Annotated in this window: 23 protein-coding genes and 1 other RNA gene; 8 read left to right on the top strand and 16 right to left on the bottom strand. The window is 62.6% G+C overall.

What is annotated here, in order from left to right:
- Positions 1–12: 12 nt before the first annotated feature.
- From MJ639_RS14750 to MJ639_RS14690, 13 genes are all read right to left on the bottom strand, one after another.
- The gene (locus MJ639_RS14750; RefSeq protein ID WP_243374347.1) at positions 13–1,395 is read right to left on the bottom strand and encodes a leucyl aminopeptidase family protein; all 1,383 of its coding nucleotides are present in this window, start codon (positions 1,393–1,395) and stop codon (positions 13–15) included.
- A 29-nt stretch (positions 1,396–1,424) separates the two neighbouring features.
- Positions 1,425–2,327, bottom strand: a complete 903-nt coding sequence (locus MJ639_RS14745; RefSeq protein ID WP_243374345.1) for a 2-dehydro-3-deoxygalactonokinase — start codon at positions 2,325–2,327, stop codon at positions 1,425–1,427.
- Positions 2,328–2,375: 48 nt separating this feature from the next.
- On the bottom strand, positions 2,376–3,005 hold the full coding sequence (gene upp, locus MJ639_RS14740; RefSeq protein WP_091139039.1) for a uracil phosphoribosyltransferase: 630 nt from the start codon (positions 3,003–3,005) through the stop codon (positions 2,376–2,378).
- 35 nt (positions 3,006–3,040) lie between these two features.
- Complete coding sequence (locus MJ639_RS14735; protein WP_243374343.1) at positions 3,041–4,303, bottom strand: URC4/urg3 family protein; 1,263 nt, start codon at positions 4,301–4,303, stop codon at positions 3,041–3,043.
- An 86-nt stretch (positions 4,304–4,389) separates the two neighbouring features.
- Complete coding sequence (locus MJ639_RS14730) at positions 4,390–5,652, bottom strand: GTP cyclohydrolase II (RefSeq protein WP_243374341.1); 1,263 nt, start codon at positions 5,650–5,652, stop codon at positions 4,390–4,392.
- A gap of 263 nt (positions 5,653–5,915) precedes the next feature.
- Positions 5,916–7,136 carry a phosphopentomutase gene (locus MJ639_RS14725; protein WP_243374339.1) on the bottom strand — a complete coding sequence of 407 codons (1,221 nt, stop codon included), beginning with the start codon at positions 7,134–7,136 and terminating at the stop codon, positions 5,916–5,918.
- Positions 7,137–7,181: 45 nt separating this feature from the next.
- Entirely contained in the window at positions 7,182–8,186 is a 1,005-nt protein-coding gene (locus MJ639_RS14720) for a cation diffusion facilitator family transporter (RefSeq protein WP_243374337.1), read from the bottom strand.
- Positions 8,187–8,190: 4 nt separating this feature from the next.
- Positions 8,191–9,819 (bottom strand): ABC transporter ATP-binding protein, encoded by a 1,629-nt coding sequence (locus MJ639_RS14715; protein ID WP_243374334.1) that lies wholly within the window; start codon positions 9,817–9,819, stop codon positions 8,191–8,193.
- A complete protein-coding gene (locus MJ639_RS14710) occupies positions 9,816–10,979 on the bottom strand; it encodes an ABC transporter permease (RefSeq protein ID WP_243374333.1) in 1,164 nt (387 codons plus the stop codon). Before MJ639_RS14710 ends, MJ639_RS14715 begins: the two co-directional genes overlap by 4 nt.
- 189 nt (positions 10,980–11,168) lie before the next feature.
- On the bottom strand, positions 11,169–12,281 hold the full coding sequence (locus MJ639_RS14705; protein WP_243374331.1) for a microcin C ABC transporter permease YejB: 1,113 nt from the start codon (positions 12,279–12,281) through the stop codon (positions 11,169–11,171).
- A 74-nt stretch (positions 12,282–12,355) separates the two neighbouring features.
- On the bottom strand, positions 12,356–14,218 hold the full coding sequence (locus MJ639_RS14700; RefSeq protein WP_243374329.1) for an extracellular solute-binding protein: 1,863 nt from the start codon (positions 14,216–14,218) through the stop codon (positions 12,356–12,358).
- Positions 14,215–16,059, bottom strand: a complete 1,845-nt coding sequence (locus MJ639_RS14695; protein WP_423790802.1) for an extracellular solute-binding protein — start codon at positions 16,057–16,059, stop codon at positions 14,215–14,217. The genes MJ639_RS14700 and MJ639_RS14695 overlap by 4 nt, the downstream gene beginning before the upstream one ends.
- A gap of 141 nt (positions 16,060–16,200) precedes the next feature.
- Positions 16,201–16,737, bottom strand: coding sequence for a c-type cytochrome (locus MJ639_RS14690; protein ID WP_243374326.1), 537 nt, complete (start codon positions 16,735–16,737; stop codon positions 16,201–16,203).
- A 280-nt stretch (positions 16,738–17,017) separates the two neighbouring features.
- On the opposite strand from MJ639_RS14690, the gene MJ639_RS14685 reads away from it, so the two are divergent.
- From MJ639_RS14685 to MJ639_RS14675, 3 genes are read left to right on the top strand one after another with little or no spacing between them, the layout of a single operon-like run.
- On the top strand, positions 17,018–17,761 hold the full coding sequence (locus MJ639_RS14685; RefSeq protein ID WP_243374323.1) for a 3-deoxy-manno-octulosonate cytidylyltransferase: 744 nt from the start codon (positions 17,018–17,020) through the stop codon (positions 17,759–17,761).
- Positions 17,758–18,612 carry a prephenate dehydratase gene (locus MJ639_RS14680; RefSeq protein ID WP_243374321.1) on the top strand — a complete coding sequence of 285 codons (855 nt, stop codon included), beginning with the start codon at positions 17,758–17,760 and terminating at the stop codon, positions 18,610–18,612. The genes MJ639_RS14685 and MJ639_RS14680 overlap by 4 nt, the downstream gene beginning before the upstream one ends.
- Positions 18,609–19,136, top strand: coding sequence for a GNAT family N-acetyltransferase (locus MJ639_RS14675; protein WP_243374318.1), 528 nt, complete (start codon positions 18,609–18,611; stop codon positions 19,134–19,136). The genes MJ639_RS14680 and MJ639_RS14675 overlap by 4 nt, the downstream gene beginning before the upstream one ends.
- Positions 19,137–19,258: 122 nt before the next feature.
- On the opposite strand, the gene nudC is transcribed toward MJ639_RS14675, so the two are convergent.
- A complete protein-coding gene (nudC, locus tag MJ639_RS14670) occupies positions 19,259–20,161 on the bottom strand; it encodes an NAD(+) diphosphatase (protein WP_243374307.1) in 903 nt (300 codons plus the stop codon).
- 2 nt (positions 20,162–20,163) lie between these two features.
- Positions 20,164–20,574: an HIT family protein gene (locus MJ639_RS14665; RefSeq protein ID WP_243374304.1), complete on the bottom strand. Its 411-nt coding sequence runs from the start codon at positions 20,572–20,574 to the stop codon at positions 20,164–20,166.
- Positions 20,575–21,399: 825 nt separating this feature from the next.
- Between MJ639_RS14665 and ffs the strand changes: the two genes are divergently transcribed.
- From ffs to recR, 4 genes are all read left to right on the top strand, one after another.
- An RNA gene (gene ffs / locus MJ639_RS14660) (signal recognition particle sRNA small type) lies at positions 21,400–21,496 on the top strand.
- A gap of 117 nt (positions 21,497–21,613) precedes the next feature.
- Positions 21,614–23,440 carry a DNA polymerase III subunit gamma/tau gene (locus MJ639_RS14655; RefSeq protein ID WP_243374302.1) on the top strand — a complete coding sequence of 609 codons (1,827 nt, stop codon included), beginning with the start codon at positions 21,614–21,616 and terminating at the stop codon, positions 23,438–23,440.
- A 15-nt stretch (positions 23,441–23,455) separates the two neighbouring features.
- Positions 23,456–23,773, top strand: coding sequence for a YbaB/EbfC family nucleoid-associated protein (locus MJ639_RS14650; RefSeq protein ID WP_243374300.1), 318 nt, complete (start codon positions 23,456–23,458; stop codon positions 23,771–23,773).
- 8 nt (positions 23,774–23,781) lie between these two features.
- Positions 23,782–24,387 (top strand): recombination mediator RecR, encoded by a 606-nt coding sequence (recR, locus tag MJ639_RS14645; RefSeq protein ID WP_243374298.1) that lies wholly within the window; start codon positions 23,782–23,784, stop codon positions 24,385–24,387.
- Between the two features lie 3 nt (positions 24,388–24,390).
- Here the strand turns inward: recR and MJ639_RS14640 are convergent, their stop codons facing one another.
- Positions 24,391–25,977, bottom strand: coding sequence for a sensor histidine kinase (locus tag MJ639_RS14640; protein WP_243374296.1), 1,587 nt, complete (start codon positions 25,975–25,977; stop codon positions 24,391–24,393).
- A gap of 139 nt (positions 25,978–26,116) precedes the next feature.
- On the opposite strand from MJ639_RS14640, the gene dapD reads away from it, so the two are divergent.
- Positions 26,117–26,959: a 2,3,4,5-tetrahydropyridine-2,6-dicarboxylate N-succinyltransferase gene (gene dapD / locus MJ639_RS14635; protein ID WP_243374291.1), complete on the top strand. Its 843-nt coding sequence runs from the start codon at positions 26,117–26,119 to the stop codon at positions 26,957–26,959.
- The last annotated feature ends 28 nt before the right edge of the window (positions 26,960–26,987 follow it).

Genomic DNA, 26,987 nt, shown 5'->3' with positions numbered 1-26,987 from the left:
TGCCGCTATCCTTTACGAAGCGTAGCGCTTCTTCAGGAGGGCATACATCAGGCGCGCGGCCTGCACTTCGCCACCTTCCGGACGGCCGGGGCGGGTGGAGTTGTTCCAGGCGAAGATGTCGAAATGCACATAGGCCTTGGCGTCGGAGACGAAGCGGCGCAGGAACAGAGCTGCGGTGACGGAGCCAGCCATCGGCCCGCCCGTGTTGTTCATGTCCGCATATTTCGAGTCAAGCTGGCTCATATAGGGAGACCAAAGCGGCATGCGCCACACGGGGTCGTTCACCTCCATGCCGGTGCGGGCGATGTCGAGGGCGAGCTCGTCATCATCCGTGAAGAAGGGCGGCAGCTCCGGGCCGAGAGCCACGCGGGCGGCGCCGGTGAGCGTGGCGAAATCGACGATGAGATCCGGCTTCTCCTCGTCCGCGAGCGCCAGTGCGTCGCCGAGGATGAGGCGGCCTTCCGCATCCGTGTTGCCGATCTCCACCGTGATGCCTTTGCGGCTGTTGAGAATGTCGCCAGGGCGGAAGGCGTTGCTCGAGATCGAGTTCTCGACGGCGGGGATGAGCACGCGCAGGCGCACGGGAAGCTTCGCACCCATAATCATGTCGGCGAGCGCGAGTGTTGCGGCGGCGCCGCCCATGTCCTTGCGCATCATCAGCATGGAGGAAGCAGGCTTGATGTCGAGGCCACCGGTGTCGAAGGCGACACCCTTACCGACGAGCGTGATGCGCGGAGCATTGGCATTGCCCCAGGTGAAGTCGATGAGGCGCGGCGGCGTGGCGGAGGCGCGACCGACCGCATGGATCATCGGAAAATTCTGCTTCAGCAGATCGTCGCCGACGATGCTGGTGAACTTCGCGCCATGCGCCTCGGCGACCTGGCGCGCAGCCGCCTCGATGCCGTCGGGGCCGAGATCGCTCGTCGGAATGTTGACGAGATCGCGGCTGCGGAAAACCGCATTAGCGATGCGCGTCACTTCCTCCGCATCGACGCCTTTTGGCGTGACGAGGCGGACGGATTTCTCAGCGCGTTTGCGATAGCGGGTGAAGCCATAAGAAGCGAGAATCCAGGAGAGCGTTGCAAGCGCTGCATCGGGCACATCGTTTTCGAAACGATAAATGCCATCGGGCAGGATCGTTGCGAGCTTGCCGACGGCGAAGGGATCACGCTGCTTGGCATTCTCGTCCGCAAGGCCGAAGGCGACGCCGAAGAGATTGCCGTCCGCATCGGGCAGCAGGCAATGGCTGCCCACCTTGCCTTCGAAGCCTTGCGCCCTCGCAAAGCCTTGAGCCGTCTTCGGCAGCTTTTCGGAAATGCTGCTCCAGGTGCTCTCCGTCACGAGCCAGATCGGAAGCGAGTTTTCGGAGGACGTGGCGAGAAGCGCATGAGGCATTGATTTTGACCTGAGTGGAGAGTGAGCGTTCAGCTCTGGGAATGTTGGCGCACGATCCGCGCCAGCCCGGCAAGCAGGGCTTGCTGAGGAATTTTCAGTTCCGTCTTGATGCCGTGTCGTGCAAGCGCGTGAACATAAAGATCCGCGCGTTCCTGACTGGCGAGAATGGTGACGGTGTCCGGGCGTCCGAATTGCGCGAGCGCGCCGTTGATCTCGTCGCCCGTGAGAAGGCCTGAGAGATAGGGTGCGAGCAGATTGCTCGCCATGCGTCCGGACACGACGGCGGCGCGTGCGCAGAAGAGCAGATGCAGCAAGCCCACGCGAGCCTCACCCGCATTGCGCTCCGCCGCATCGAGCCCCAAGTCGAAACCCTTCTGATCGGCGGGCTCCGTTGCAGGACGTCCGATCATGGAATGCTCGCGCAACAGCGCATACATCTCGCCCGTCATGTAAGTGGCGAAACGCTCGATGCGTCCATCGCGCATCAAAATCCATTTGGGATGCGTGCCTGCGGAACAGATGAGGCCGTTCTCGACGCCGGTGCCGAGCACCAGCGTTTCCTCGCCGCGCATCACATCGGCAGCGCCAGGTGCAGGCTCGCAGAAAAGGCCTGGAATGATGTGAGCCTTGCGGCCGTTCTCGAGATCCACCGGCACAAGGGCCTGTGCGATTTCTGCAGGGCCTGCTGGGCAGATGGCATAAGGCGCTTCGCGCCATCCCTCGCGGCTTCCGACCATGCCGACAAGCAGCACAGGCGCATTCGGTTCCGCATCGAGCCATTGCTTGCAATGCTTGAGGAACACGTCGCGATGCTGACCCTTTTGCAAGGCCGAAACGCCCTCGTCCGACGAGACCTGATCGAGAATGGTTTCGTTCTCGATCAGATAGCCACGGAAGCGGGTCGTTCCCCAATCGGCGACGATGAAGCGCAAGGTGCTAATCCATGTTGCGGCGTGTCACAGCGCTAACAATATCAGGCTTTAGCGCGTTCCATACATGCGGTCGCCCGCGTCACCCAGGCCCGGCACGATATAGCCGTGGTCGTTGAGCTTCTCGTCGATCGATGCGGTCCAGATATGCACGTCGGGATGGGCGCTGCGCAGGCGCTCGATACCTTCGGGCGCTGCGAGCAGGCAGACGAAGCGAAGATCTTTCGCGCCGCGCTCCTTCAGACGCTCGATGGCGGCGACGGCCGAGTTTGCGGTGGCGAGCATCGGGTCGAGCACGAGCACCATGCGGTCGGCAAGATCGGACGGAGCCTTGAAATAATATTCGACAGCCTGCAGCGATTCCGGATCGCGGTAGAGGCCGATATGGGCCACGCGGGCTGCGGGAACGAGGGTGAGCATGCCGTCGAGGAAGCCGACGCCCGCGCGCAGGATGGGGGCGAAGACGAGCTTCTTGCCGGCGATCTGCGCGCCTTCCATCTTGGTCATCGGCGTTTCGATCTCGATGCGCTCCATGGGCAGGTCGCGGGTGACCTCGTAGCAGAGGAGCATGCCGATTTCGTTGAGCAGCTGGCGGAAACCCTTCGTGGAGCGCTCCTTGTCGCGCATCAGTGTCAGCTTGTGCTGAACCAGCGGATGATCGACCACCGTTACGCCTTGCATGCTTTTTTCTCCCTTGGTCGTCATAGGCTCAATCCTCAAAACACTGTTCCGTCACTGATGACGCTGAGAGGCGGCGAGCCGTCGCCGCGCTTCTCCTTGGCCAATCTGCGCCCTGTCGCCCAGGTGCCGCCTTCGAGGGCTTTCGCGAGGGGAAACTCCTCGGCGGTGAACTTGAGCTTGGCGCGTATGGGATCGGCAATGCGGTCCAAAAGGGCAACCGTCAAGGCCCGCCACTCCACCACGAGGGGGGAATCCACCGCATGTGCCTTTTTGGCGTCTTCCGGATCTTTGAGGGCGATGACGCCAGTATCAAGAAAAAGCCCACCATTGCGATATTCCGGCAGGCCTGTAAGGCCGTTGACGTCGGTCACGGTATAGCCGGCCCATTCCAGAGGCTCGATCAGCGAATAGGAGAGCCATTGGGAGAGCTTGTGGAAGGGGATGAGCCCCTTGGTGGCGTCAGCCGCCTCCACCAGCGGGTGGCGCCAGGTATCGCCGAGATCGATGCCGCCCAAGGTGATGCGGCCGGGCCAGATCGGTCCGAGATAGGTGAGCAGCGCCTCCAGGATCGAAGTCGCCTTCACGGCTTCGCCCTCGGCGGTGGCCACGATCACGTCCACGAGGCCGCCGGGGCGGGGATCGTCTACCTGCCCAAAAATGTCAGGGTTCGTGGCCACCACGCGGCCCAGGCGGTTGAGAAGCGCTGCGCGGCCCTCCAGACCCACGAGCGGGTTCTGCTCGGAAACCTGGAAGCCTTCGGCAAGATCCTCGGCGGTGAGCGCCATCAGCACATCCGCATCGACACGGAAGGGATCCTCTGGCCTTGATGAGAAAGCGCCGCTCACGAACATGTCGAAGCTCGCGACCGCTAGTCCCTCGGAGCGGGTATACGTTTCGTCCGTGCGGCCTTCCACATAGCGCCATTGCGGGCCCGCGCCCGCATCGAGCAGCACCGAGACGATGGCGAGGTCGAAAGCCGCGCGGGCCATGTCGCCGGCGCTTTGCCATGTGGCGCCATGCATTACCGCATCCCAGCGGTCATGGCCGCCGGCCGCGAAATGCCGCCAGCGGGCATGGAAGGGGATGTCGAGAGACGGATAGGCCTGGCGGATCGTGGCCACCACCTCATCGGCGCAAGCCTCCAGACGGCTCAGATCCACGGTGAAATGCCCCAGGCGGCCTTCGAGGCCTGCCTTGAGAAGCTGATGCGACCGCTCGCGCACGGCTGCCGCCGTCAGGAGCGAACGGGCGGCAAGAGTCTCTTGAGTCTCGGGAGAAGAATTCGGCTGGTCCGTCACGCAGGGCTCCGCTGCTCTTTGATGAAGAGCGATAGCATAGTCTTCGGCTGGCCCGCACTCTCATGCGAGGCCGGTTGTGGAGAACATCAGAAGCGCTCGAGATCGCGGCCCTTCACCTTGTCCAGTTCCGACGCGTCGGGCGCGCCGTCCGGCGTGTAATAGCCGGCAGCCTTCTTGGCTTCGAGTTCCACCTGCGCGTCGGGCGGCACGAGTTCCGCCGGAATCGGCACGCGCTCCACCACTTCGATGCCGGAGCCGGTGATGGCGTCGTATTTCATGTTCGACATGGACATGAGCCGGTCGATGCGGCGAATGCCGAGCCAGTGCAGCACATCGGGCATGAGCTGCTGGAAGCGCGCATCCTGCACGCCCGCCACGCATTCCGTGCGCTCGAAATAGGTGGATGCGGAATCGCCGCCTTCCTGGCGCTTGCGCGCATTGTAGACCAGGAACTTGGTGACCTCGCCCAATGCGCGGCCTTCCTTGCGGTTATAGGCGATCACGCCGACGCCGCCTTGTTGCGCTTCCCGCACGCATTCCTCGATGCCGTGCACGAGGTAAGGCCTGCAGGTGCAGATGTCGGAGCCGAACACGTCGGAACCGTTGCACTCGTCATGCACGCGGCAGGCAATGCGCGTTTTCGGATCGCTCAGACGCGACACCTCGCCCACCACATAAACGGTGATATTGCCGATGGGCGGCAGGAACACGCTCATGTCGGGGCGCGTCACGAGTTCGGGGAACATGCCGCCGGTCTGCTCGAACAGCGTGCGGCGTAATTCGCCTTCCGTGCAGCCGAAGCGTTCCGCGATACCGGGCAGATACCATACGGGATCGACAGCGATCTTCGTGACGGAAATATCGCCGGATTCATGCAGGAAACCGCCATCGGCCTTCAGCCGCTTCGCGCCCATGGCCGAGAGAATTTCCGGCATGTTGAGGCGCGCTTTCGTCACCGCGATGGAGGGGCGCACATCGAGCCCGCTCGCGATGTCGTCCGCAAAAACCTCGCCGACGAGATGGCCCCATGGGTCGAGGGATACGATCTTGCCGGGCTCGAACCATTGCGGATGCGGACCGATCTCGGCGGTGGGGTGCGTGTTGTGCAGGTCCGGCCGCGTGAGAGGGTTGAGCGCGCGGGCGGAAATCGCGAGAGCGCGATAGAGCGAATAGGAACCGCCATGGGCGCCGATCACGTTGCGGTCGGCTGGGTTCGTCACGGTGCCGATGATCGGCCCGCGCTCCTTCGGGTCTTTCGCGGCCCAATGGATCGGATGCTTGATGGTGCCGGCATTCGGCTCGGGATGAGAGGTGAGCCGGATATGGGTCGAGCGGTTAGGCGTGCTCATGAATGATCTTCCACGCGAGAACGGGAAGACTCCCCCAACGATCGTCAGGAAAGTCTCCTTACGATCTATGGAAGACTGAGCCAAAGTTGCGTTGCCGTCAACGTTTAAGGCCAAAGCGTCATCCCGGGCGGCGAAAGCCGAGCCGGGATCGCGAGCAGGATTTGGCTCTGATCACCTCTCCCACCCGGGAGAGGGGAGAACTAGCGCCACTCTCGTCACGCGATCCCGGATCTGCGCTGCGCTTCGTCCGGGATGACGGCAGTTTAAATCCAGGATTGTCCCTTGCCGGAATTGGCGACATCCAAATGGGCCATAACGCTCGCCCCGATATCGGCAAAGCTTTCCCGCCGCCCCACGCTGCCGGGCTTCACGCCGGGGCCGAAGCACAGGATCGGCACATGCTCGCGGGTATGGTCGGTGCCGCGCCAGGAGGGGTCGTTGCCGTGATCGGCGGTGATGATGACGAGATCGCCCGGCTGCAGGGCGGCCTCGATCTCCGGCACGCGCCTGTCGAAAGCCTCGAGCGCAGCCGCATAGCCGGGGATGTCGCGGCGGTGGCCGAACTCGCTGTCGAAATCGACGAGGTTCGCGAACACGAAGCCGCCCTCGGGCAGCGTCTTCATCGCATCGATGGCGGCTGACAGGCACGCATCGTTGCCGTTCGGCTTCACTTCCTTGCCGGTACCGCGATGGGCGAAGATGTCGCCGATCTTGCCGACGGTCACGACGTCGCGTCCGGCCTTGGTGAGCCTATCGAGAATGGTGTCCGACGGTGGAGGTGTCGCGAAATCCTTGCGGTTGCCCGTGCGCTTGAAGCCGGTTTCCGGCGTTCCTTGGAAGGGACGCGCGATCACGCGGCCGATCTTGTATTCGTCGCAGAGTTCGCGTCCGATGCGGCAAAGTTCGTAGAGCCTGTCTAGCCCGAAGCTTTCCTCATGCGCCGCGATCTGCAGCACGCTGTCCACGGAGGTGTAGCAGATCGGCTTGCCGGTGCGCATGTGCTCGACGGCGAATTCGTCGATGATGGCGGTGCCCGATGCATGCTTGTTGCCGAGGATCCCAGGCAGGCCCGCGCGCTCGATCAGCGCGTTCGTGAGCTTTTCCGGAAAGGTGGGAACCGTGTCGGGGAAGTAGCCCCAATCGAAGGTGACCGGAACGCCCGCGATCTCCCAATGGCCCGACGGCGTATCCTTGCCCTTGGACGTTTCCACGCCGTAGCCCCAGGCGCCTTTCAGGGCGCCCTGATGGCCCAGGTTCGGCGGCAGGCGGCCGGTGGAGGCCTCGCAGGCCAACCCTAAGCCCAGCGCCGTCATATGCGGCAGGTGAAGCGGGCCCTGGCGCAGGCCCGCCCGGTCGCCACGCCCCTCGGCGCAGGCTTCGGCGATATGGCCGACCGTGTCGGAGCCAACATCGCCATAGGCATCCGCATCCTCGGCGCCGCCGATGCCGACGGAATCGAGCACGATGAGAAGAGCGCGAGCCATGTGTCCAAAGTCCTTCAAGTCGTTCGAATCACGACTGATACGGCATTACGGGGAAAGATGCGATTCCCCATGCCCATGAGGGTGTCCCTCATGGCTGTGGTCCTCATGGGCATGGTCGAGGGGGCATTCGCCGCCATGATCGTGGTGGCCCGGCGCATGGATCTCGATCTGCAGCGTCGTATGATCGATGCCGAAACGCTCCTTCAACTCGTGCTGGGTCTCGGCGAGGAAGTGATCGCCCGGATGCCCGCCCGGCATGACCAGATGAGCGGTCAGCGCGGTCTGCGTGGTGCTGATGGCCCAGACATGCACATGGTGGACACGGGCAACGCCAGCACGCCTGGCCAGCATCTCCTTTACCTCGGCAATAGTGATCCCGCTCGGAACGCCATGGAGCGAGAGACGCAGCGATTGCTTCAGCAGGCCCCACGTGCCCCAGACGATGACGGCGGCGATGACGAGGCTCAGCACCGGATCGATCCAGGTGGCACCGGTCCAGAGAATGGCGAGACCACCGAGCACGACGCCGAGCGACACGGCGGCATCGGCCACCATGTGCAGGAACGCACCACGGATATTGAGGTCGTGATGGCCGCTCATGAAGAGGAGAGCGGTGAAGCCGTTCACCACGATGCCGATGCCCGCGACGACCATTATGGTTCCTGCCATCACGGGTGCAGGCTCGATGAGACGCTGCACGGATTCCCACACGATGCCGCCGACGGCGACCATCAGCAGAAGCGCGTTGAGAAACGCGGCCAGAATGGAGCTGGAGCGCAGACCATAGGTGTAGCGCTCGTTCGGCGCGCGCTTGGCGAGGATTGCCGCGCCCCAGGCGATGGCAAGGCCCAACACGTCGCTCAGGTTATGGCCCGCATCCGACAAGAGCGCCATGGAACCGGCCCAGAAGCCGTAACCGGCTTCGATGATGACGAAGCCGAGGTTCAGCGCGATGCCGATGGCGAAGGCACGGCCATGGCCGACCTCATGGGAATGTCCATGATGATGGCCGTGATGGGAATGGCCTTCCGAATGATGATGAGAATGCATGATGTTACTGACGCACCGTGCCGGTGCCGATTGTTTCGAGATTGAACGCCGCCGCGAACAGGGCGCGGGTATACTCGGTTTTCGGGCTTTCGAAAATGCTCTCGGCCGAGCCTTCCTCGACCACCTTTCCGTTCTGCATCACCACCACGTGGTTCGCAAGCGCGCGCACCACCTTCAGGTCGTGGCTGATGAACATATAGGCGAGATCGCGCTTCTTCTGCAGGTCGCGCAGAAGCTCGACGATCTGCGCCTGCACCGACATGTCGAGGGCGGAGGTGGGCTCGTCGAGCATGATGAATTGCGGCTCCAGCGCCATGGCGCGGGCAATGGCGATGCGCTGGCGCTGGCCGCCGGAGAATTCGTGCGGATAACGATCCATGGTCGCGGGATCGAGGCCGACATCGTGCAGCGCGCGCGCCACCACGTCGCGGCGCTGCTGGTAAGTGAGGCCCTTGTCCTGCACCAGCAGGCCCTCCTCGACGATCTCCGCCACCGACATGCGCGGAGAGAGGGAGCCGTAAGGGTCCTGGAAGACTACCTGCAGGTCCTTGCGCATGGGGCGGATCTCCCGCGAACGCAGGCCGTCGATGCGGTTGCCGAGGAAGACGATGGGGCCTTCCGATTGCACGAGGCGCAGGATCGCGAGACCGAGCGTCGTCTTGCCAGAGCCGGATTCGCCCACCACGCCGATCGTCTCGCCTTTGCGCACGCGAACGGACACGCCGTCCACCGCCTTCACATGGCCGACGGTCTTCTGGAAGAAGCCGCGCTTGATCGGGAACCACACCTTGATCGGGCCCGCTTCCACGACAACCGGCGCGTCAGCCGGCACGGGATTGGCGCGGCCCTTCGGCTCGGCAGCGAGAAGCTTCTGCGTGTAGGCATGCTGCGGATTGCCGAACACTTCCCCAACCGTGCCATGCTCGACGATCTTGCCGTTCAGCATCACGCAGACACGATCTGCGATCTTCCGCACGATGCCGAGATCGTGCGTGATGAAGAGCATGGACATGTTGAGACGGGATTTCAGCTCGGCGAGCAGCTTCAGGATCTGCGCCTGCACCGTCACGTCGAGCGCCGTCGTCGGTTCGTCGGCAATGAAGAGGTCGGGCTCGTTGGCGAGCGCCATGGCAATCATCACGCGCTGGCGCTGGCCGCCGGAGAGCTGGTGCGGATAGGCATTCAGGCGGCTCTCCGCATCGCGGATGCCCACGAGGTTCAGAAGCTCCAGCGTGCGGGCGCGCGCCTCGCTGTCGGAGAGGCCCTTATGCAGTTTGAGGATCTCGCCGATCTGCCGGTCGATGGTGTGGAGCGGATTGAGCGATGTCATCGGCTCCTGGAACACCATGGTGATGTCGTTGCCGCGTACGCGGCGCATCTCGTCCTCGGTTGCCCCTATCAGGTCCTGGCCCTTGAAAAGGATCTTTCCCGACGGGTGATGCGCGGACGGATAGGGCAGGAGCTTGAAGATTGAGAGCGCCGAGACGGACTTGCCAGAGCCCGACTCGCCCACCAGCGCCACCGTCTCGCCCGGCATGATGTCGAACGACACGCGGTCCACGGCCAACATGTCGCGCTCGCCCTGGCGGAAGGCGACGGAGAGATCCTGGACGGAGAGAAGGGGCTCTGTCATCGAAACGTCTTTCTCGGGTCGAAGGCGTCACGCACGGCTTCGCCGATGAAGATGAGAAGGCTCAGCATGATCGCGATCACGAAGAAGCCCGCAAGGCCGAGCCAAGGCGCCTGAAGGTTCGCCTTGCCCTGCGCCAAAAGCTCACCGAGGGAGGGCGAGCCGGGCGGCAGGCCGAAGCCGAGGAAGTCGAGGGAGGTGAGGGTCGTGATAGAGCCGTTGACGATGAAGGGCATGAAGGTGAGCGTCGCCACCATCGCATTCGGCAGCAGGTGCTTGAACATGATGGTCGCGTTCGACAGGCCCAAGGCGCGGGCGGCGCGCACATATTCGAAGTTTCTGGCGCGCAAAAATTCCGCGCGCACCACGCCCACCAGCGTCACCCACGAGAAGAGCAGCAGGATGCCGAGAAGCACGAAGAAGCTCGGTGTGATGATCGCCGAGATGATGATGAGCAGGTAGAGCGAGGGAATGGCGGTCCAGATCTCGATGAAGCGCTGGAAGACCAGATCGACCCAGCCGCCGTAATAGCCCTGCACGGCACCTGCGAGAATGCCGATGACGGAGGAGATGCCCGCGAGGATCAGGCCGAACAGAACCGAGATGCGGAAGCCGTAGATGAGGCGCGCGACCACGTCGCGGCCCTGATCGTCCGTGCCGAGCCAGTTCCACTCGATGTCTTTGCAGCCCGTTCCGCCGTTGCGCTCCGCGATGGGGCGACATTGTTCATCAGTCAGCGTCCATGTGGGCGGCGCGGGAGCAGGGACGGGGAGATCGAGGTTGTGCGTGGAATAGGAGAAACGGATCGGTGCCCAGAGCAGCCATCCGTTGTCACGGATTTCTTTCGAGATCACCGGATCGCGGTAATCGGTCTGCGCGAGAAAGCCGCCGAATTTCTCTTCCGGATAATCCACGAAAGCGGGATAGAGAATTTCGCCCTTGTAGGAGGCGAGGATCGGCTTGTCGTTTGCGATGAGCTCCGCGAAGAGGCTCAGCACGAAGAGGATCATGAAGATCCAGAACGACCAATAGCCACGGCGGTTCGCCTTGAAGTTCAGCAGCCGCCTTCTGTTGAGCGGCGAGAGACGGATGAAGCCTTCTTTCGGAAGCGGTGGCGCGACCGGTGAGGAGGCGGGAGAGACGACGGGAACATTCTCGTTCATCGCGTGCTCCCCTCGATATCATCCGAGGTAGACTGTCCTCTCACCTCATCCTGAGGAGCCGCTTCAGCGGCGTCTCGAAGGAGGTTCCAGAGGGCACTGGAGACGCCTCGCCCTTCGAGACGGACCTGACGGCCCTCCTCAGGGTGAGGCTGTGTGATGAAACTGAAAGGGTGGGGACGTTTTATCATCTCACGTCTCCCGCGTCTCGAAGTCGATCCGGGGATCGATCTGCGTATAGGTGAGGTCGGAGATCAGGTTCACCACCAATCCGAGAAGAGAGAAGATATAGAGATTGGCAAACACCACCGGGTAATCGCGGTTCAGGATGGATTCAAAAGAGAGGAGGCCCAAGCCATCGAGGGAGAAGATCGTCTCGATGAGCAGCGATCCCGTGAAGAATGCGCCGATGAAGGCGCCCGGAAAGCCTGCGATCACGATCAGCATCGCGTTGCGGAAAACGTGGCCGTAGAGAACCTGCCGCTCGGACAGGCCCTTCATGCGCGCGGTGAGCACGTATTGCTTGCGGATCTCGTCAAGAAACGAGTTCTTGGTAAGAAGCGTCGAGGTCGCGAAAGCGCCGAGCGCCATGGCGAGGATGGGAAGCACCAGATGCCAGAAGTAATCGGCGATCTGCATATACCAGGGCATGATGGCCCAGCCCTCGGAGGTGAGGCCTCTCAGCGGGAAGATCTGCCAGAACGAGCCGCCGGCGAAGAGAACGATCAGCAGGATCGCGAAGAGGAAGCCTGGAATCGCATAGCCAATGATGACCACGGCGGAAGTCCAGATATCGAAGGCCGAGCCGTCCTTGACGGCTTTCTTGATGCCGAGCGGAATCGAGATGGCGTAGGACAGAAGCGTCATCCACAAGCCGAGACTGATCGAAACCGGCAGTTTCTCCTTGATCAGTTCCAGCACCGAGATATCGCGGAAATAGCTCTTGCCGAAATCGAAGCGTGCGTAATCCCACAGCATCTTGAAGAAACGCTCATGGGCCGGCTTGTCGAAGCCGAACTGCGCTTCGAGCTGCTTGATGAATTGCGGATCGAGACCCTGCGCGCCGCGATAGCGCGAGGACGATGAATCGGCTCCGCCTCCGCCCTGCGTCTGGTTTGCTCCACCCACATCGCTGCCGCCGCCGGAAATGCGCGCGGTCGCGTTCGAATCTTGGCCTTGGAGCTGCGCGATGATGCGCTCCACCGGTCCGCCGGGCGCGAACTGAATGATGACGAAGGAGATGAGCATGATCCCGAGAATGGTCGGGATCATCAGAAGAAGACGACGCGCGATATAAGCCAGCATCAGACGCCTGCGGGATTGCGGCCGATGCGGCCTTCGTTGGGGATGGTGGCGTCTATCACATCAGGTCTCAAACTCTATCCTCGTCCGATCCGCTTGGCCTTCTCGGCATCATACCACCAGGTTCCCGGCGCGCCCGAGCTGAAGCGCGGCTTCGTCTGGGGGCGGGAGAACTCGTCCCAATAGGCAATCCAGTCGCTAGCCTTGAACCACATGGGCACCCAATAATGGCCTGCCCGAAGCACCCGGTCCAGGGCCCGGCTGGCGATGTTCAACTCCTCACGCGTCTTGGCGTTGCCGATCTTTTCCACGAGAGCATCGACTGCCGGATGCGCGATCCCGGCGATATTGCGCGTTCCCGGCGTCTTGGCGGCTTCCGAGGCATAGACCGCACGCAGATCATCGCCCGGAGTTGTCGTGCCGACGAGCGCGCGGGTCGTCATGTCGAAATCGTAGTCGTTCATGCGCTGCTGGTATTGCGCGGCATCAACGATACGTGAGCGAGCCTCGATCCCCAATCGCTTCAGATTGGCCTGGAAGGGCTGCGTATGTGGCTGAAGGGAGTTCTGGAAGTCGATGAACTCGATGGTGAGAGGCTGGCCGTTCGGAAGCTTGAGAGTGCCGCCTTCGCGCTTACAGCCTGCCTGGCGCAGGAGTTCGTCCGCACGGCGGAGCAATTGCCTGTCCTGTCCGGAGCCGTCCGAGACTGGCGGTGTATAAGGCTCCGCAAACACGGCAGCGGGGAGCTGCGCGCGGAAGGGTTCGAGTAGAGCGATCTCCTCAGGAGAGGGAAGGCCCATCGCCTTCATGTCGGAATTTTCGAAATAGGATGTGGTGCGGCGATAGGCGCCGAACATGATGTTGGCGTTCGTCCATTCGAAATCGAAGGCAAGCCCGATGGCCTCGCGGATGCGCGGATCCTTGAAAGCCTCGCGTCGCGTGTTGAAGTACCAGCCTTGAATGGGCGCCGGTGAATCGTTCGGCAGTTCCTCACGCTTGACGCGGCCATCCTTGAGTGCCGGGAAATCGTAGTTCGTTGCCCAGATGCGCGAGGTGAATTCCTCGTGGTAATTGATCGAGCCGCTTTTGAAAGCCTCGAAGGCAACGGTGCGGTCGCGGTAATATTCGTAGCGCACGCGATCGAAATTGTTCTGCCCCACATTCACGGGCAGATCCTTCGCCCAGTAATCGGCGACGCGCTCGAACTCGATATAACGCCCTTGTTCGAAACGGCTCACCTTGTAGGGGCCCGAGCCGAGCGGCGCTTCCAATGTCGAGGCCTCGAAATCCTTTCCCTGCCAGTAGCGCTCGGAAAAGATCGGCATGGAGGCGACGACGAGATGCAGGTCACGGCTGCGCTGGGGCGAGAGCTGGACGTGCAGCACATTGTCGCCTTCAGCCTCGGCGGAGGTCATCTGTGCGAGGATGGAGCGATAAACCGGGTGGCCCTTCTCCTTCAGGATCATCAGGGAAAAGGCAGCATCACGCGCCGTCAGCTTCGATCCGTCATGGAAGCGCGCCTCCGGGCGCAGGATGAAGCGATAGGTGAGCTTGTCGTCCGAGATGCGAACGCTCTTGGCGACGAGCCCATACATGGTGTTCGGCTCGTCGCCCGAGCCCACCAACAGCGTGTCGAAGGTGCTGCCCATCCCGGCTGCACCATCGCCGCGCAGCACATAGATGTTGAGCGTGTTGAACGTATCGAAATTCTGGTTACCACCAGCCTGCCTGATCTGCAGCACGAGCGTGCCGCCCTTGGGGGCAGCAGGATTGACGTAATCGAAATGCTTGAAATCGGGACCGAGCTTCATCTCGCCGAAGCTGGAGATGCCATGCGTCTCGGTTTCACTGCCCTGCGCGAAGGCATGGCGCGGCAGAAATGACAGGGCGGTTGCGGCCGCGCCGCTTTTGAGGATCGTTCTGCGGCTCACATCCTTCATCGCGGCGCTCCGGTCTTCGCAGCCTTAGCCTCGTCGTACCACCACACGGTCGGGAAAGCGGAGGCGCCGTAGCGCGGCATGTTTTCCGGATGACTGTAGCGATTCCAGCGGGCGGTGCGCTGCTTCAACGACGTCCATTGCGGCACGACGTAGTTGTGGGCGAGCAGAACGCGGTCGAGGGCCTTCGTGGCCGCGACGAGCTCCTCGCGGTCTTTGGCGAAGATCACTTTGTCGATCAAGGCGTCGATGCCGGGATCGGCGATGCCGGCATAGTTTTGAGAACCTTCGTTCTTCGCGGCGGCGGAGCCCCAGAATTCGCGCTGCTCGTTGCCGGGAGACAGGGTCTGCGGCCAGACATGGCCGACCATGTCGAAGTCGAACGAGCGCGTGCGATTGATGTACTGCGCTTCGTCGACGATGCGCACGTTGACATCGATGCCGAGACGCTTGAGCGCTTCCCTGTAAGGGAGAGCATAGCGCTCGTCGGTTGCGGAATCGCCGAGGAATTCGATGGTGAAAGCCTCACCCTTCGCATTGACTCGGCGACCGCCCTTCGACTCCCATCCTGCTTCGCGCAACAGGCGGTCGGCCTCGCGCAGGTTATTGCGTACGGCCTCCGGAGTGTCGCTCACGGGGTTCTTGTAGGGTGTCGTGAAAACGCTCGCCGGAATCTTGTCGCGCACGGATTCCAGGATCGCCAACTCCTGGCCCTCGGGCAATCCGGAGGATGCCAGGTCGAGACCATGGAAATAGCTTGCAGTGCGCTCGTATTGCCCTGAGAAGATGGCCTTGTTGATCTCCTCGAAGGGGAAGGCGAGGTTGAGAGCGCGGCGCACGCGCTCGTCCTTGAACTTGTCGCGCCTGAGATTGAGCACGAAAGCCTGCATCAATCCTGTCGCGCGCTGCTGGAATTCCTCAAGGATGACGCGGCCTTCTTGGCGCGCGGGGAAGTCGTAACCGGTTGCCCAGTTGCGGGCGATGTTCTCCGTTCGGAAATCAAGGCGGTCGCTCTTGAAGGCTTCGAGCAGCACCGTCGCGTCGCGGTAATACTCAAAACGGATCTCGTCGAAGTTGTTCTGGCCGACATTCACGTTGAGGTTCGCGCCCCAGTAATCCTTCACCCGCTCATAGGCGATCGTACGCCCCGCCTCGAAGCTCTTGATACGGTAAGGGCCTGAGCCCAGCGGCGGTTCCAGGGTGGTCTGCGTCACGTCGCGCTTGCGTCCGTCGGGCGCGGTTCCCTCCCACCAATGTTTCGGCAGGATTGTGAGCTGCCCCATGATCTGCGGCAATTCGCGATTGCCCTTCTGGTCGAAGGTGAACTTCACCTCGCGCTCCGCGATCTTCTCCGCCTTGGCGACGTTGGCGTAATAGGACGAGAAAAGCGGGCTGTTCTTCTTCAGGGCCTCGAAGGAGAAGATTACGTCCTCGACCGTGACGGGCTTGCCGTCGTGCCAGCGCGCCTCGGGGCGCAGGCGGAAGGTGACGGTGGAAAAGTCTTCCGGATAGCTGAACGATTCCGCCAGCAGCCCATAAGCGGCGCTCGCCTCGTCGAGGGATCCCGTCGTGAGGCTCTCGTAGATCAAGGTGATGCCGAGGGCCGGCGTGCCCTTCACGCCCGCGACCACGAAGTTGAAGCTATCGAAGGTGCCCTGGCCCCCGAGCCTGACCAGGCCGCCCTTGGGCGCGTCCGGGTTCACGTAGTCGAACTGCTTGAAGCCCGCCGGGTATTTCGGCTCTCCGAGGAGGGCCGCGCCGTGCCGCCACTGGGCTTCCTGCGCTGCGAGAGGGGTAAGGCTAAGGCAGGCAGCCAGGAAGCTAAGCAGAAGGGTACGGATCACAAGGCGTCTCCTGAAGGGGTGAGGCGTCTGTCGTCACCGTACATTTTTGTGCGCCCGAGGGCGAGCGCAAGGGAGAAGGGCTAAAACAAAAGCCGGGCTTGGGGCCCGGCTTCGGTCAAATTCGCGAGAGAATGCTGAGGCTTACTGAGCCGGGAAGGCAACCGGGCTGTCGGACAGGGTCCGCAGATAGGCCAGCAGGTCGGCGCGTTCCTTGTCGGCCGCGATACCGGCGAAGGCCATGATCGTGCCGGGGGTGGCCTTCTTCGGGTTGTGAACGAAATCGTTCAGGGCCTCATAGGTCCAGTTGCCGCCATGAGCCTTCATGGCGCTCGAGTAGTTGAAGCCCTCATGCGAGGCCACGGGGCGGCCCACGACGCCGTAGAGGTTCGGGCCGACCTTGTTCGGGCCGCCCTTCTCGAAGGTGTGGCAGGAGGCGCACTTCTTGGCCGCAGCCTGGCCCTTGGCCGGGTCGGCGCTGGCCAAGAGGACGGGGAGGGGCTGGGCCGGAGCGGCCGGAGCGCCGCCACCTGCAGCAGCCTCTTCGGCGGCCGGAAGATCATAGCCCGCAACGGCAGGGGCGTGAGCCGAGAAAAGACCTTCGGCGACGACCTTGACGCCAACCACGAAGAGAAGCGTGCCGAAAACGGCGCCCAGGATCTTATTGGTCTCGATATTCATAAATCAGGCTCTCCTCGCCTTGGTCACGGCGAACCCAGCGCAAACAGAACGGCTCCACGGGCGGGCGCCCGCGAGATACGGGGCGTTGCTTAGCCGTAGAGAAGGGGTTTTGACAATGGGGTTCTTTAGATCTCTTCGAGATTTTCGCCGTTCCTGTGGTCGCAGCTCAGGTTTGCAAACGCCTGATTTGCACCAAGGGTCCCGGCTCCGTCCGGCCCCAGCCCATGACAAATGGTCCCTGCCTTGGTAAGGACCCGCAGTTTCAATTCCCCGAGAATCCATGTCCGACCCTCTCGTCCTCATCCCCGCCCGCCTTGCGGCGACCCGCCTTCCGAACAAGCCCCTGGCCGATATCGCGGGCGAGCCCATGATCGTCCATGTGTGGCGCCGTGCGGTCGAGGCCGGAATCGGGCCGGTGGCCATCGCGACCGATGCCCCCGAAATCGCCGAGGCGGTGGAAAAGGCCGGTGGCCGGGCCGTCATGACCCGCGCCGACCACGCCTCCGGCTCGGACCGCATCTTCGAGGCTGTGGAAAAGCTCGACCCGGAAGGGCGCCATGACGTTGTCGTGAACGTCCAGGGCGATTTGCCGACCGTTGACCCGGCGGCCATTGCCACCTCCATCGCGCCTCTCGCGGATCCGTCCGTCGATCTCGCCACCCTCGTGGCGGTGATCGAGCGTGAGGAGGAGAAGACCAATCCCAACGTGGTGAAGATGGTGGGATCGGAAGTATCCCCCGGCCGCTTCAGGGCGCTCTATTTCACCCGCGCCACCGCTCCTTATGGAGATGGCCCGCTTTATCATCACATTGGCCTTTACGCCTATCGCCGCAAAGCCCTGCAGCGTTTCGTCGGCATGAAGCCATCACCGCTGGAGCTGCGCGAGAAGCTGGAGCAGCTGCGCGCGCTCGAAGCAGGCATGCGCATCGATGCCATCGTCGTGAACAATGTGCCGCTCGGCGTCGACACCCCTCACGATCTGGACAGAGCGCGCGAGATCATCGCGGCCCGGAGGACAGCATGAAACAGGTTATCTCGTTCCAGGGCGAACCCGGAGCCAACTCGCACATCATCTGCTCGCAGATGTATCCCGATTGGGAAGTGCTGCCGTGCCCGACCTTCGAGGACGCCTTCGCCGCCGTGACAGAGGGACAGGCCAGCCTTGCGATGATCCCCATCGAGAACTCGATCGCGGGCCGCGTGGCGGACATTCATCATCTGTTGCCGACTTCGGGCCTTCACATCATCGGCGAGGGCTTCCTGCCGATTCATTTCCAGCTCATGGCGCTGCCCGAGGCCGATCTCGGCACGATCAAAAGTGTCTACAGCCACGTGCATGCGCTCGGCCAATGCCGCAAGATCATCCGCAAGCTCGGATTGAAGGCGCATGTGGCGGGCGACACCGCAGGCTCCGCGCGCCAGGTCGCCGAGTGGAAGGATCCGACCCGCGCCTCGCTCTCGCCGCGCATGGCCGCCGACCTCTACGGCCTGAAGATCATCGCCGAGGATGTGGAGGACGAGGCGCACAACACCACGCGCTTCGTGGTTCTCTCCAAGACACCGAAATGGACGCCCGCAGGCAACGGCCCGACGGTGACGTCCTTCGTGTTCCGCGTGCGCAACCTGCCGGCCGCCCTCTACAAGGCGCTCGGCGGTTTCGCCACCAATGGCATCAACATGACGAAGCTCGAAAGCTACATGCTGGAAGGCGAGTTCCTGGCGACGCAGTTCTATGCGGAAGTCGATGGCCATCCCGAGGACATCAACCTCAAGCGCGCGCTGGAAGAGCTCGAGTTCTTCTCCCGTGAGTTGCGCATCCTCGGCGTCTATTCCGCTGATCCGTTCCGCGAGAAGATCAAGGAAGCCGCGGAGTGATCATCCGCGACGGCAACGAGAGCGATGTCGATGGAATCGCCCGCGTGCATGTGCAGGGCTGGCGTGAATCCTACAAAGATTTCATGACGCCGGAGGCCCTCGCAGGTCTTTCCGTCGATGAGCGGAAAAACATGTGGCGTGGCGCTCTCGCGAAGCCCGATCCGCAGGCAAAGCTCGTCGTGGCAGTGCAGGCGGATGGCGAGATCGTCGGCTTCGCGCGCGGTGGACCCATCCGCAACAAAGGCGCTGATCTTCTCGCAACGGATGCGGAGATTTTCGCGATCTATCTTCTCGACAAGGCGAAGCGGCAAGGCCTCGGGCGCAGGATGATGATTGCCGTGTTCGATCACCTCGCTGCGCAGGGCTTCGGTTCTGTCGGTCTGTGGGTTTTGAAAGAGAACCTCGCTGCGCGTCGCTTTTACGAGATGCTCGGCGGACGGGCAGGACGTGAGCAGAGCTTCGACGTACGCGGCCAGATGCTCACGGAAGTGGCTTATCGGTTCGCGCCGATTCCGAAAATTTGAGCCATCTCATCCGTCATCCCGGACGGCGTAAGCCGATCCGGGATCGCGAGCAGAATAGAGCGCCATTCTCGTGATGCGATCCCGGGTTCTGCTGTGCAGCCCCGGGATGACGCTAAACGAGCTTACCTCTTCACCCATTCCCGCAGCAGGTGATTGGCGATCGCAATCGGGGAGGGCGCTGCAAATTCCTCGTGCGTGCCGTCCAGCATGCGCCGCACGTCGTCCTTCGTGAACCAGCGTGCGTCTTCGAGTTCTTCCCTGTCGAAGTTGATCTCGTCGCTGATCGCTTCGCCCACGCAGCCGATCATGATGTTCGACGGGAAGGGCCAGGGCTGTGACGTGAGATAGCGAACCTCGCCCACGCGGATGCCCGCTTCCTCGAAGGTTTCGCGGCGCACCGCATCCTCGACTGTCTCGCCCGGCTCCAGGAAGCCTGCGAGGCACGAATACATCTTGTCCGCAAAGCGCGCCTGGCGGCCCATGAGGCATTTGTCGCCGCGCGTGATCAGCATGATCACCACCGGATCGGTGCGCGGGAAATGCTGCGTGCCGCAGGCTGCGCAATCGCGGCGGAAGCCCGCTTGCGCTGCTTGTGTCGGCGCGCCGCAATTGGCGCAGAAACGGTGCCGGTTGTGCCAGTCGAGCATGGTCTTGGCCATGGCGAGAATGCCGAGCTCTTCCTGTGGCACGAGCCCGCGCACAGCGATGGCGCGCAAATCCGTGACCGTGTAGGCCGGGTCGTTCTGGAACAGCTCCGCCGCCTCGGGCGCAGCGAGCGTCGCGATCACCGGGCGGTCATGCAGCGTGCCGAGATAAACCTGTTCCTTGTGCGCGGGCAGGCGGCTCAAGGTGGAGACGGGCAGAAGGCCCGTTCCGGGTTCTCCGGCCTGAAGGATCGGCAGGTCGCCCGCGAGCAGCACAAGGGCCGTCTTCGGGTCCTGCGAGGCCTTGGGCAGCGCCTCGGGATCGCGCTCCGCGCTGTGGCGGACGAGAGGGTTCGTGATGTAGCCGATGGGGCGCGCCATGGTCAGGCTTTCGCAAAGAGGGTTGCGGCCCGCTCGATGAGAGCAGTCACCGCATGATCGGGATAGGGAGTGCGGGTGCCGTGGCCCCAGACCGGACCGGGCCAGGCGGGATCGGAGCGGAAGCGGCCGATCACATGCACATGGAGCTGCGTCACGATATTGCCGAGCGCGCCCACATTCACCTTGTCGGGTTGCGACAGCTCCAGCATGACCTTGGTCGCGATGCGGATTTCCTGCGCGAGCTGCGCATATTGCTCGTCCGAGAGATCGGTGATCTCGCTCACGTTCGGGATGCGCGGCACCAGCACGAACCAGGGAAAACGGGCATCGTTCAGGAGAAGAACCGAGGAGAGAGCAAGGTCGCCGATGGGGATCGTGTCGGCCTCGAGCCGGGAATCGAGCTGGAATGTCATGGCGCTTATCTAGCCGAGGTCGCGGGTGCGTGTCAGCCGTTCTTGCTCGGTTGGGATTGCCGGGGAATGACATTCCCTCCGTCATCACCGGCCTTGTGCCGGTAATGCCTTGTGTCGGTAATGACGTGAGACGACTGGCGTCATCCCGGACGGCGGAAGCCGATCCGGGATCGTCGGACAAGAATGGTGCTGGTTTCCCCTCTCCCGGGTGGGAGAGGGGCAGGGGTGAGGGAATGCCATATCCGGAAAGGGCACAACCCTCACCCGGAGCTGCGCTCCGACCTCTCCCGCCCGGGAGAGGTGATCAGCGCTTCATCCTGCTCGCGATCCCGGCTCGGCTGACGCCGTCCGGAATGACGCCCTGTGAGATATGTTCCGCTTTTGTTCTTGACAATATCCCTAACCTTGGCTATAGGTGTTGGTGTCCTGGCTCGATGAGGGGCGCGCTCGCGAGGCGTCGCATGTGTCGGAGCCGGGAACGGTCCTGGTTCGGTCTCGCAAGCCGGGCCGGGAGGCCCATCGTTGCAAGACACGGTGTACGCCTAAAAGAACCGTGCGCGAGGGGCCGTCAGGTTCTTCTCCCTCTCACAAGCGAACCGGACGACCTCTCGCGTCTCCCTCACCCCACAACCTCGGGCGATCCACGCCGCGAGGCCATTCCCCATGCCCATTCCATTCTCACGCTCACCTCACGGAGGCCCTGAAGCCATGGCCAAGCCATTCTCGTCAGGCTAGTTACCCGCCAGGCCTGTGCAAAGCCGGGATGGCTCTCGGCATAGCGGTTTCCAACTTGCGTTCCCGTCCCGAAACGCCCATATAGCCATTGGGAGGTTGGCGAGGGACGTCTCACTCGCCAACCGGGTCAGGTCCGGAAGGAAGCAGCCCTAACGAGACCGAACGGGTCTTCGTCCAGCCTCCCACCCCAAAGCATTTTTCGGCGAAGTGGAATCCGGTTCGACGCCAAAAAATGCGGCCAACACAGAGAGATGATTCCGCGTAAGCGGAAGCAGCTCTAGAGTTTTCCAAAGCCTTGCAGCCCATGGACGATACCACAGCCGGCACGCCCCTGAACGACGAGCCGGCCCTGCCGGGCTTCCCCGCTGCGCCCGCTCCCGAGGCGCAGGCTTCGCCTTACCGCGTTCTCGCCCGCAAATACCGCCCCCGCACCTTCGATGACCTGATCGGTCAGGAGGCAATGGTGCGCACCCTCTCAAATGCCTTCGAGACGGGGCGCATTCCGCAGGCCTGGATGCTCACCGGCGTCCGCGGCGTCGGCAAGACCACTACCGCCCGCATTCTCGCCCGCGGCCTCAATTACCAGAAGGAAGACGGCACCGGCGCGCCCACCATCCACATGCCGGAACTCGGCGTGCATTGTCAGGCGATCATGGAATCGCGGCATGTCGACGTGCTGGAGATGGACGCCGCGTCCCATACCGGCATCGACGATGTGCGCCAGATCATCGACGGCATCCGCTATTCGCCGGTTTCTGCCCGCTACAAAGTCTACATCATCGACGAGGTTCACATGCTCTCGGAGAAGGCGTTCAACGCCTTCCTGAAGACGCTTGAGGAGCCGCCGCCGCACGCGAAGTTCATCTTCGCCACCACCGAAATCCGTAAAGTCCCCGTCACCATCCTGTCGCGCTGCCAGCGCTTCGATCTGCGTCGCATCGAGGCCGACAAGCTCGTCGCCCATCTCGGCCGCATCTGCCAGGCCGAAGGCGTGCAGGCCGATCAGGAAGCACTCGCGGCGATTGCCCGCGCGGCGGAAGGTTCTGCGCGCGACTCGCTCTCGCTCATGGATCAGGCCATCGCGCATGGCGCAGGCGTTGTCACGCCCGACACCGTGCGCGACATGCTGGGATTGGCCGACCGCACGCAGGTGCTCGATCTGTTCGAAGCCGTGATGAAGGGCGACGTTCCCGCCGCTTTCGCAGGCCTTCGCTCGCAATACGATGCGGGTGCCGACCCGGCGGTGATCCTGTCCGATCTCGCCGCCTTCTCGCATGTGGTCACGCGCCTGAAGCTCATTCCCGAAGCGGCGAAGGATCCGGCTCTGTCCGAGATCGAACGCACGCGCGGTCTCGATTACGCACAGAAGCTTTCCGTGCGCACGCTCTCGCGCGCCTGGCAGATGCTGCTGAAGGGCATCCCAGAGGTGCAATCCTCCAGCCGTCCGATCTCGGCGGCGGAGATGGTGCTCGTGCGTCTCGCCTATGCCGCCGATCTGCCGACGCCTGATGAAGCTCTGCGCGCGCTGAAAGATGGCGCACCGGTTCCTTCAGGTGGCCCCGCTCTGTCTAGGCCATCTGGCGGTCCTAGCGGTCCGTCGGTGTCCGGCAACATGGCGCTTGCGACTTCGCAGCCTCAGCCGCAGCCGCGTCCCCAAGCAGCGCAGACTGAGCCGACCATGCGCCTGCGTCGTTTCGAGGATGTGGTGGCGCTCGCCGGCGAGAAGCGCGAGATCGTGCTGAAAGCCGCGCTCGAACGCGATGTGCGTCTCGTGCGCTTCGAGGAAGGCCATATCGAGCTCAGCCTCACTGACAGCGGCAACCGCACCATCGCCAACGATCTGTCCCGCGCGTTGCAGCAATGGACCGGTCAGCGCTGGATGGTGTCGCTCTCCTCCGAGGAGGGCGCACCCACCTTGCGCGAGCAGGCGATCACCGCCGAGCGTGAACGCAAGGAAGGTGCTGCGAACCATCCGCTCGTGCAGGCGGTGCTTTCCAAATTTCCCGGCGCGCAGATCGTCAACGTGATCGAGCGCGCAGACAAGGCCGGCGAAGAGGCCGAGACCGAATTGAGCGAAGCCGATGTGCTGGCGGCGCATCAGGCCGAAGCCGATGACGACGAAATTTTCTAATCGAGGAGCGAGGTCATGAAAGACATCATGGGGCTGATGAAGCAGGCTCAGGCGATGCAGCAGAAGCTGCAGGATGCCCAGGCCGAGCTCGACAATCTCGAAGTGGAAGGCAGTGCCGGCGGCGGTGTCGTGACAGTGAAGATTTCCGGCAAGGGCAATCTCAAGGCGATCAGCATCGATCCGTCGCTCATGAATCCGGACGAGAAGGAAATCCTCGAAGATCTCATCGTCGCCGCCATGAACGATGCACGCGGCAAGGCCGACCGCGCCGCGCAGGAGCACATGCAGAGCATCACCAAGGGTCTTCCGCTGCCTCCGGGCTTCAAGTTCTGAGGCTGTCGATGGCCCAGCACGTTGCCGGTCCCGAGATCGAGCGCCTGATCCAGCTGCTCGCGCGCCTGCCGGGCTTGGGTCCGCGCTCGGCGCGTCGCGCCGCGCTGCATCTCATCAAGAAGCGGGACACGCTGCTCAATCCGCTGAGCGATGCCATGCGCGTTGCCAATGAGCGCATCGTGGTGTGCTCGTCCTGCGGCAACGTCGATACCTCCGAGCCCTGCACCATCTGCCGCGATGCCAAGCGCGATCCGTCGATTCTCGTGGTGGTGGAGGACGTGTCCGACCTCTGGGCGCTGGAGCGCTCCGGCGCGGTCAATGCTAAATACCACGTGCTCGGCGGCGTACTCTCGCCGCTCGACGGCGTGCGCCCGGAGCATCTCAATCTCGACCGGCTCGTCGCGCGCGCCTCCGAGCCCGGCGTGACGGAGATCATCCTCGCGCTCAACGCCACGGTCGATGGCCAGACGACGGCGCATTACATCACCGAGCTGCTCGAGCATCTTCCCGTGAAGGTGACGAAGCTCGCCCACGGCGTGCCTGTCGGTGGCGAGCTTGATTATCTGGATGAGGGAACACTCTCCGCCGCCATTCGCCAGCGGACATCCTTCTGATCGTCAGGCGGGAAACGCGAGTCTGACGATCGTCCCATCTGCATTCTCGATCGTGAACGTGCCGTTGAGCTGCATGGCGAAGGCGCGGATGAGCTTCATGCCCAGGGAACCATTGTTCTCGCTGGCATCCGAGCATCCCTTCCCATTGTCCTTCACGCAGATTTCGATTTGCGATCCGGAGCGCTGGGCGATCACCTGAATTCGCCCGCCTTGTCCCGGATCGAAAGCATGCTTGAAGGCATTCGTGATGGCCTCCGTCACCGCAAGCGCGAGCGGAACGGCGCGTCCCAGATCGATGAGGATCGGCTCGGCCTGGAGATCGACAGCAATATGGCGTGCGGTTGCGCCATAGGTCGCCGAGATCTCGTCGATAAGGCGCATCAGGTAATCCTGCAGATTGATCGTGTCGCCGGTCTCCTTGCGATAGAGCAGGTCATGGATGAGCCCGACTGACTGAAGACGATCCTGCGTTTCCTGGAATGCAGCCTTCACGCTCTCATCGGAGAAGCGTCGTGCCTGCATCTGGAGAAGGCTCGATGTCACGGCCAAGTTGTTCTTCACCCTGTGATGAATTTCCTGAAGCAGCATGACCTTGTCGGTAACCGCCTGAGCAAGCTCGCCATTGACCGTCTGGAGTTGCTTCTGCGTCTGCTCCATTTCCCTGGTGAGCGTGATGCCGAACCAGGTCACTCCTCCGAAGGCGATGACGATGAAGGCGGCGATCGCGACGCTCCAGTAAAGACCCTTTGTCCACGATGCCAAGGCTATGGCCTTAGGGATGCTGGCCGTCACTGTGACAGGCCAGCGCTCAAGCCGGCGGAACGAAATGATCCGGGTGATCCCGTCGACGGAATCCTTCTCGTAATACGTGCCTGTCTCTCGCGTCTCCTGTTCGTTGAAAAGAGCCGTGTGGCCAACGCCCGCATCGATCTGCTCCTGCGTCAGGCTGGTACGGGCGATGACACGTCCGTCCCTCCCCCATATGCCGAGGGTCACATTCTCAGTATCGGCATCCGCGCGGGAAAAATTCTCCAGGAAATCGGGGCGCAGCCCGATATGGGCCACACCTTCAAACTCTCCGTTCGCATCGGAGATGCGTCGGGAATAGGTATAAAGAAGCTCACGGTTGATGCGCCCAATGATCGCGCCGCCGACAAACTTCTCGGCACCTGCACGATGAGCCTTGAACCAGGTTCTGTCGGCGAAGGATATGGAGCCTTCAACCTGTGGCGCAGAACTCGTTACCAGTTGTCCGTCCCGGTCGACGAGAAGAAAGATGTAGCTTGCCGTGGAGCGGCGTATCAGGTCGCTCAGAAAATTCCTGGTCTCCTGCGCTTCGCCCAATGCATCAATGCCGCCCTTGCTATGCACGTAGCTGATGATCTCCTCCAGGAGCAGGTCGTTCGTCTCGAGCGTGCGCTTGGTATATTCCTCCATGAGGAGGGAGAGATCCTGCGTATCGGCCTCGGCCCGGGTAAGAGCGGTCCGGTACTCGATCCAGAGAAAGGCCCCGCGCAAGACCAGCACCGCGATGGCGAACAAGATCGCCGTGGCATAGAACACACTTCGTATATTGCGAACACGGATCATGAGCGGCAGCATTGGCTTCGGGTCATAGAGTGTAGTGCAATAGAGGAACTCTGGTAGGTGTTTCTCGCGTGTCCAGGTGACAGGGTCCAATCCCGTTGCTAAGCAAGGCCCGGTTAATCCTTATTCTCCGAGTGAACCCATGTCCCTGACTGATCTCGCCCGTACCATCGATGCTGCCTGGGAAGACCGCGCCAATGTGAGCGCCGCCACGAAGGGGGGCGTCCGCGAGGCTGTGGAGCAATCCATGGAACTCCTCGATTCCGGCAAGGCCCGGGTGGCGGAGAAGGCAGGAAGCGACTGGCAGGTGCATCAATGGCTGAAGAAAGCGGTACTCCTCTCCTTCCGCCTCAACGACATGGAAATCATCAAGGGGGGGCCTGGCGAGGCCACTTGGTGGGACAAGGTTCCCTCCAAGTTCGCCGGATGGGGGGAGAACCGATTCAAGGATGCGGGCTTCCGCGCCGTTCCTAACTGCACCGTGCGCCGTGGCGCCTATATCGCCCCCGGTGTGGTGCTGATGCCGTCCTTCGTCAATCTCGGCGCTTATGTGGGCGAGAATACGATGGTCGATACCTGGGCCACCGTGGGCTCCTGCGCACAGATCGGCAAGAACGTGCATCTGTCCGGCGGCGTCGGCATCGGCGGCGTGCTGGAGCCGCTCCAGGCCAATCCCACCATCATCGAGGACAATTGCTTCATCGGCGCCCGTTCCGAGGTGGTGGAGGGCGTGATTGTCGGCGAAGGTTCAGTGCTTTCCATGGGCGTGTTCATCTCCGCCTCTACGAAGATCATCGACCGCAACACCGGCGAGGTCTTCGTCGGCCGCGTGCCGCCATATTCGGTGGTCGTGCCCGGTTCGCTGCCCGGCAAGCCCCTGCCTGACGGTACGCCCGGCCCGTCGCTCTACTGCGCCGTCATCGTGAAGCGCGTGGATGCGCAAACCCGCGCCAAGACCGGCATCAACGAGTTGTTGCGGGACTGATACTTAGTATCGTATCAGCCACGTCCAG

Origin of the sequence: Microvirga solisilvae (assembly GCF_022808595.1) — a bacterium.
In the GTDB taxonomy this organism is placed as follows: domain Bacteria; phylum Pseudomonadota; class Alphaproteobacteria; order Rhizobiales; family Beijerinckiaceae; genus Microvirga; species Microvirga solisilvae.
Note: the sequence above shows the minus strand (reverse complement) of the source record. Positions and strands in the feature narration are given on the sequence as shown.

Bases quoted from the DNA above. Each gene is read 5' to 3' on its own strand.
- MJ639_RS14750 (WP_243374347.1), bottom strand. From the start codon at position 1,395: ATGCCTCATGCGCTTCTCGCCACGTCCTCCGAAAACTCGCTTCCGATC.
- upp (WP_091139039.1), bottom strand. From the start codon at position 3,005: ATGCAAGGCGTAACGGTGGTCGATCATCCGCTGGTTCAGCACAAGCTG.
- MJ639_RS14730 (WP_243374341.1), bottom strand. From the start codon at position 5,652: ATGAGCACGCCTAACCGCTCGACCCATATCCGGCTCACCTCTCATCCC.
- MJ639_RS14725 (WP_243374339.1), bottom strand. From the start codon at position 7,136: ATGGCTCGCGCTCTTCTCATCGTGCTCGATTCCGTCGGCATCGGCGGC.
- MJ639_RS14720 (WP_243374337.1), bottom strand. From the start codon at position 8,186: ATGCATTCTCATCATCATTCGGAAGGCCATTCCCATCACGGCCATCAT.
- MJ639_RS14715 (WP_243374334.1), bottom strand. From the start codon at position 9,819: ATGACAGAGCCCCTTCTCTCCGTCCAGGATCTCTCCGTCGCCTTCCGC.
- MJ639_RS14710 (WP_243374333.1), bottom strand. From the start codon at position 10,979: ATGAACGAGAATGTTCCCGTCGTCTCTCCCGCCTCCTCACCGGTCGCG.
- MJ639_RS14705 (WP_243374331.1), bottom strand. From the start codon at position 12,281: ATGCTGGCTTATATCGCGCGTCGTCTTCTTCTGATGATCCCGACCATT.
- MJ639_RS14700 (WP_243374329.1), bottom strand. From the start codon at position 14,218: ATGAAGGATGTGAGCCGCAGAACGATCCTCAAAAGCGGCGCGGCCGCA.
- MJ639_RS14690 (WP_243374326.1), bottom strand. From the start codon at position 16,737: ATGAATATCGAGACCAATAAGATCCTGGGCGCCGTTTTCGGCACGCTT.
- MJ639_RS14685 (WP_243374323.1), top strand. From the start codon at position 17,018: ATGTCCGACCCTCTCGTCCTCATCCCCGCCCGCCTTGCGGCGACCCGC.
- MJ639_RS14680 (WP_243374321.1), top strand. From the start codon at position 17,758: ATGAAACAGGTTATCTCGTTCCAGGGCGAACCCGGAGCCAACTCGCAC.
- nudC (WP_243374307.1), bottom strand. From the start codon at position 20,161: ATGGCGCGCCCCATCGGCTACATCACGAACCCTCTCGTCCGCCACAGC.
- MJ639_RS14665 (WP_243374304.1), bottom strand. From the start codon at position 20,574: ATGACATTCCAGCTCGATTCCCGGCTCGAGGCCGACACGATCCCCATC.
- MJ639_RS14655 (WP_243374302.1), top strand. From the start codon at position 21,614: ATGGACGATACCACAGCCGGCACGCCCCTGAACGACGAGCCGGCCCTG.
- MJ639_RS14650 (WP_243374300.1), top strand. From the start codon at position 23,456: ATGAAAGACATCATGGGGCTGATGAAGCAGGCTCAGGCGATGCAGCAG.
- recR (WP_243374298.1), top strand. From the start codon at position 23,782: ATGGCCCAGCACGTTGCCGGTCCCGAGATCGAGCGCCTGATCCAGCTG.
- MJ639_RS14640 (WP_243374296.1), bottom strand. From the start codon at position 25,977: ATGATCCGTGTTCGCAATATACGAAGTGTGTTCTATGCCACGGCGATC.
- dapD (WP_243374291.1), top strand. From the start codon at position 26,117: ATGTCCCTGACTGATCTCGCCCGTACCATCGATGCTGCCTGGGAAGAC.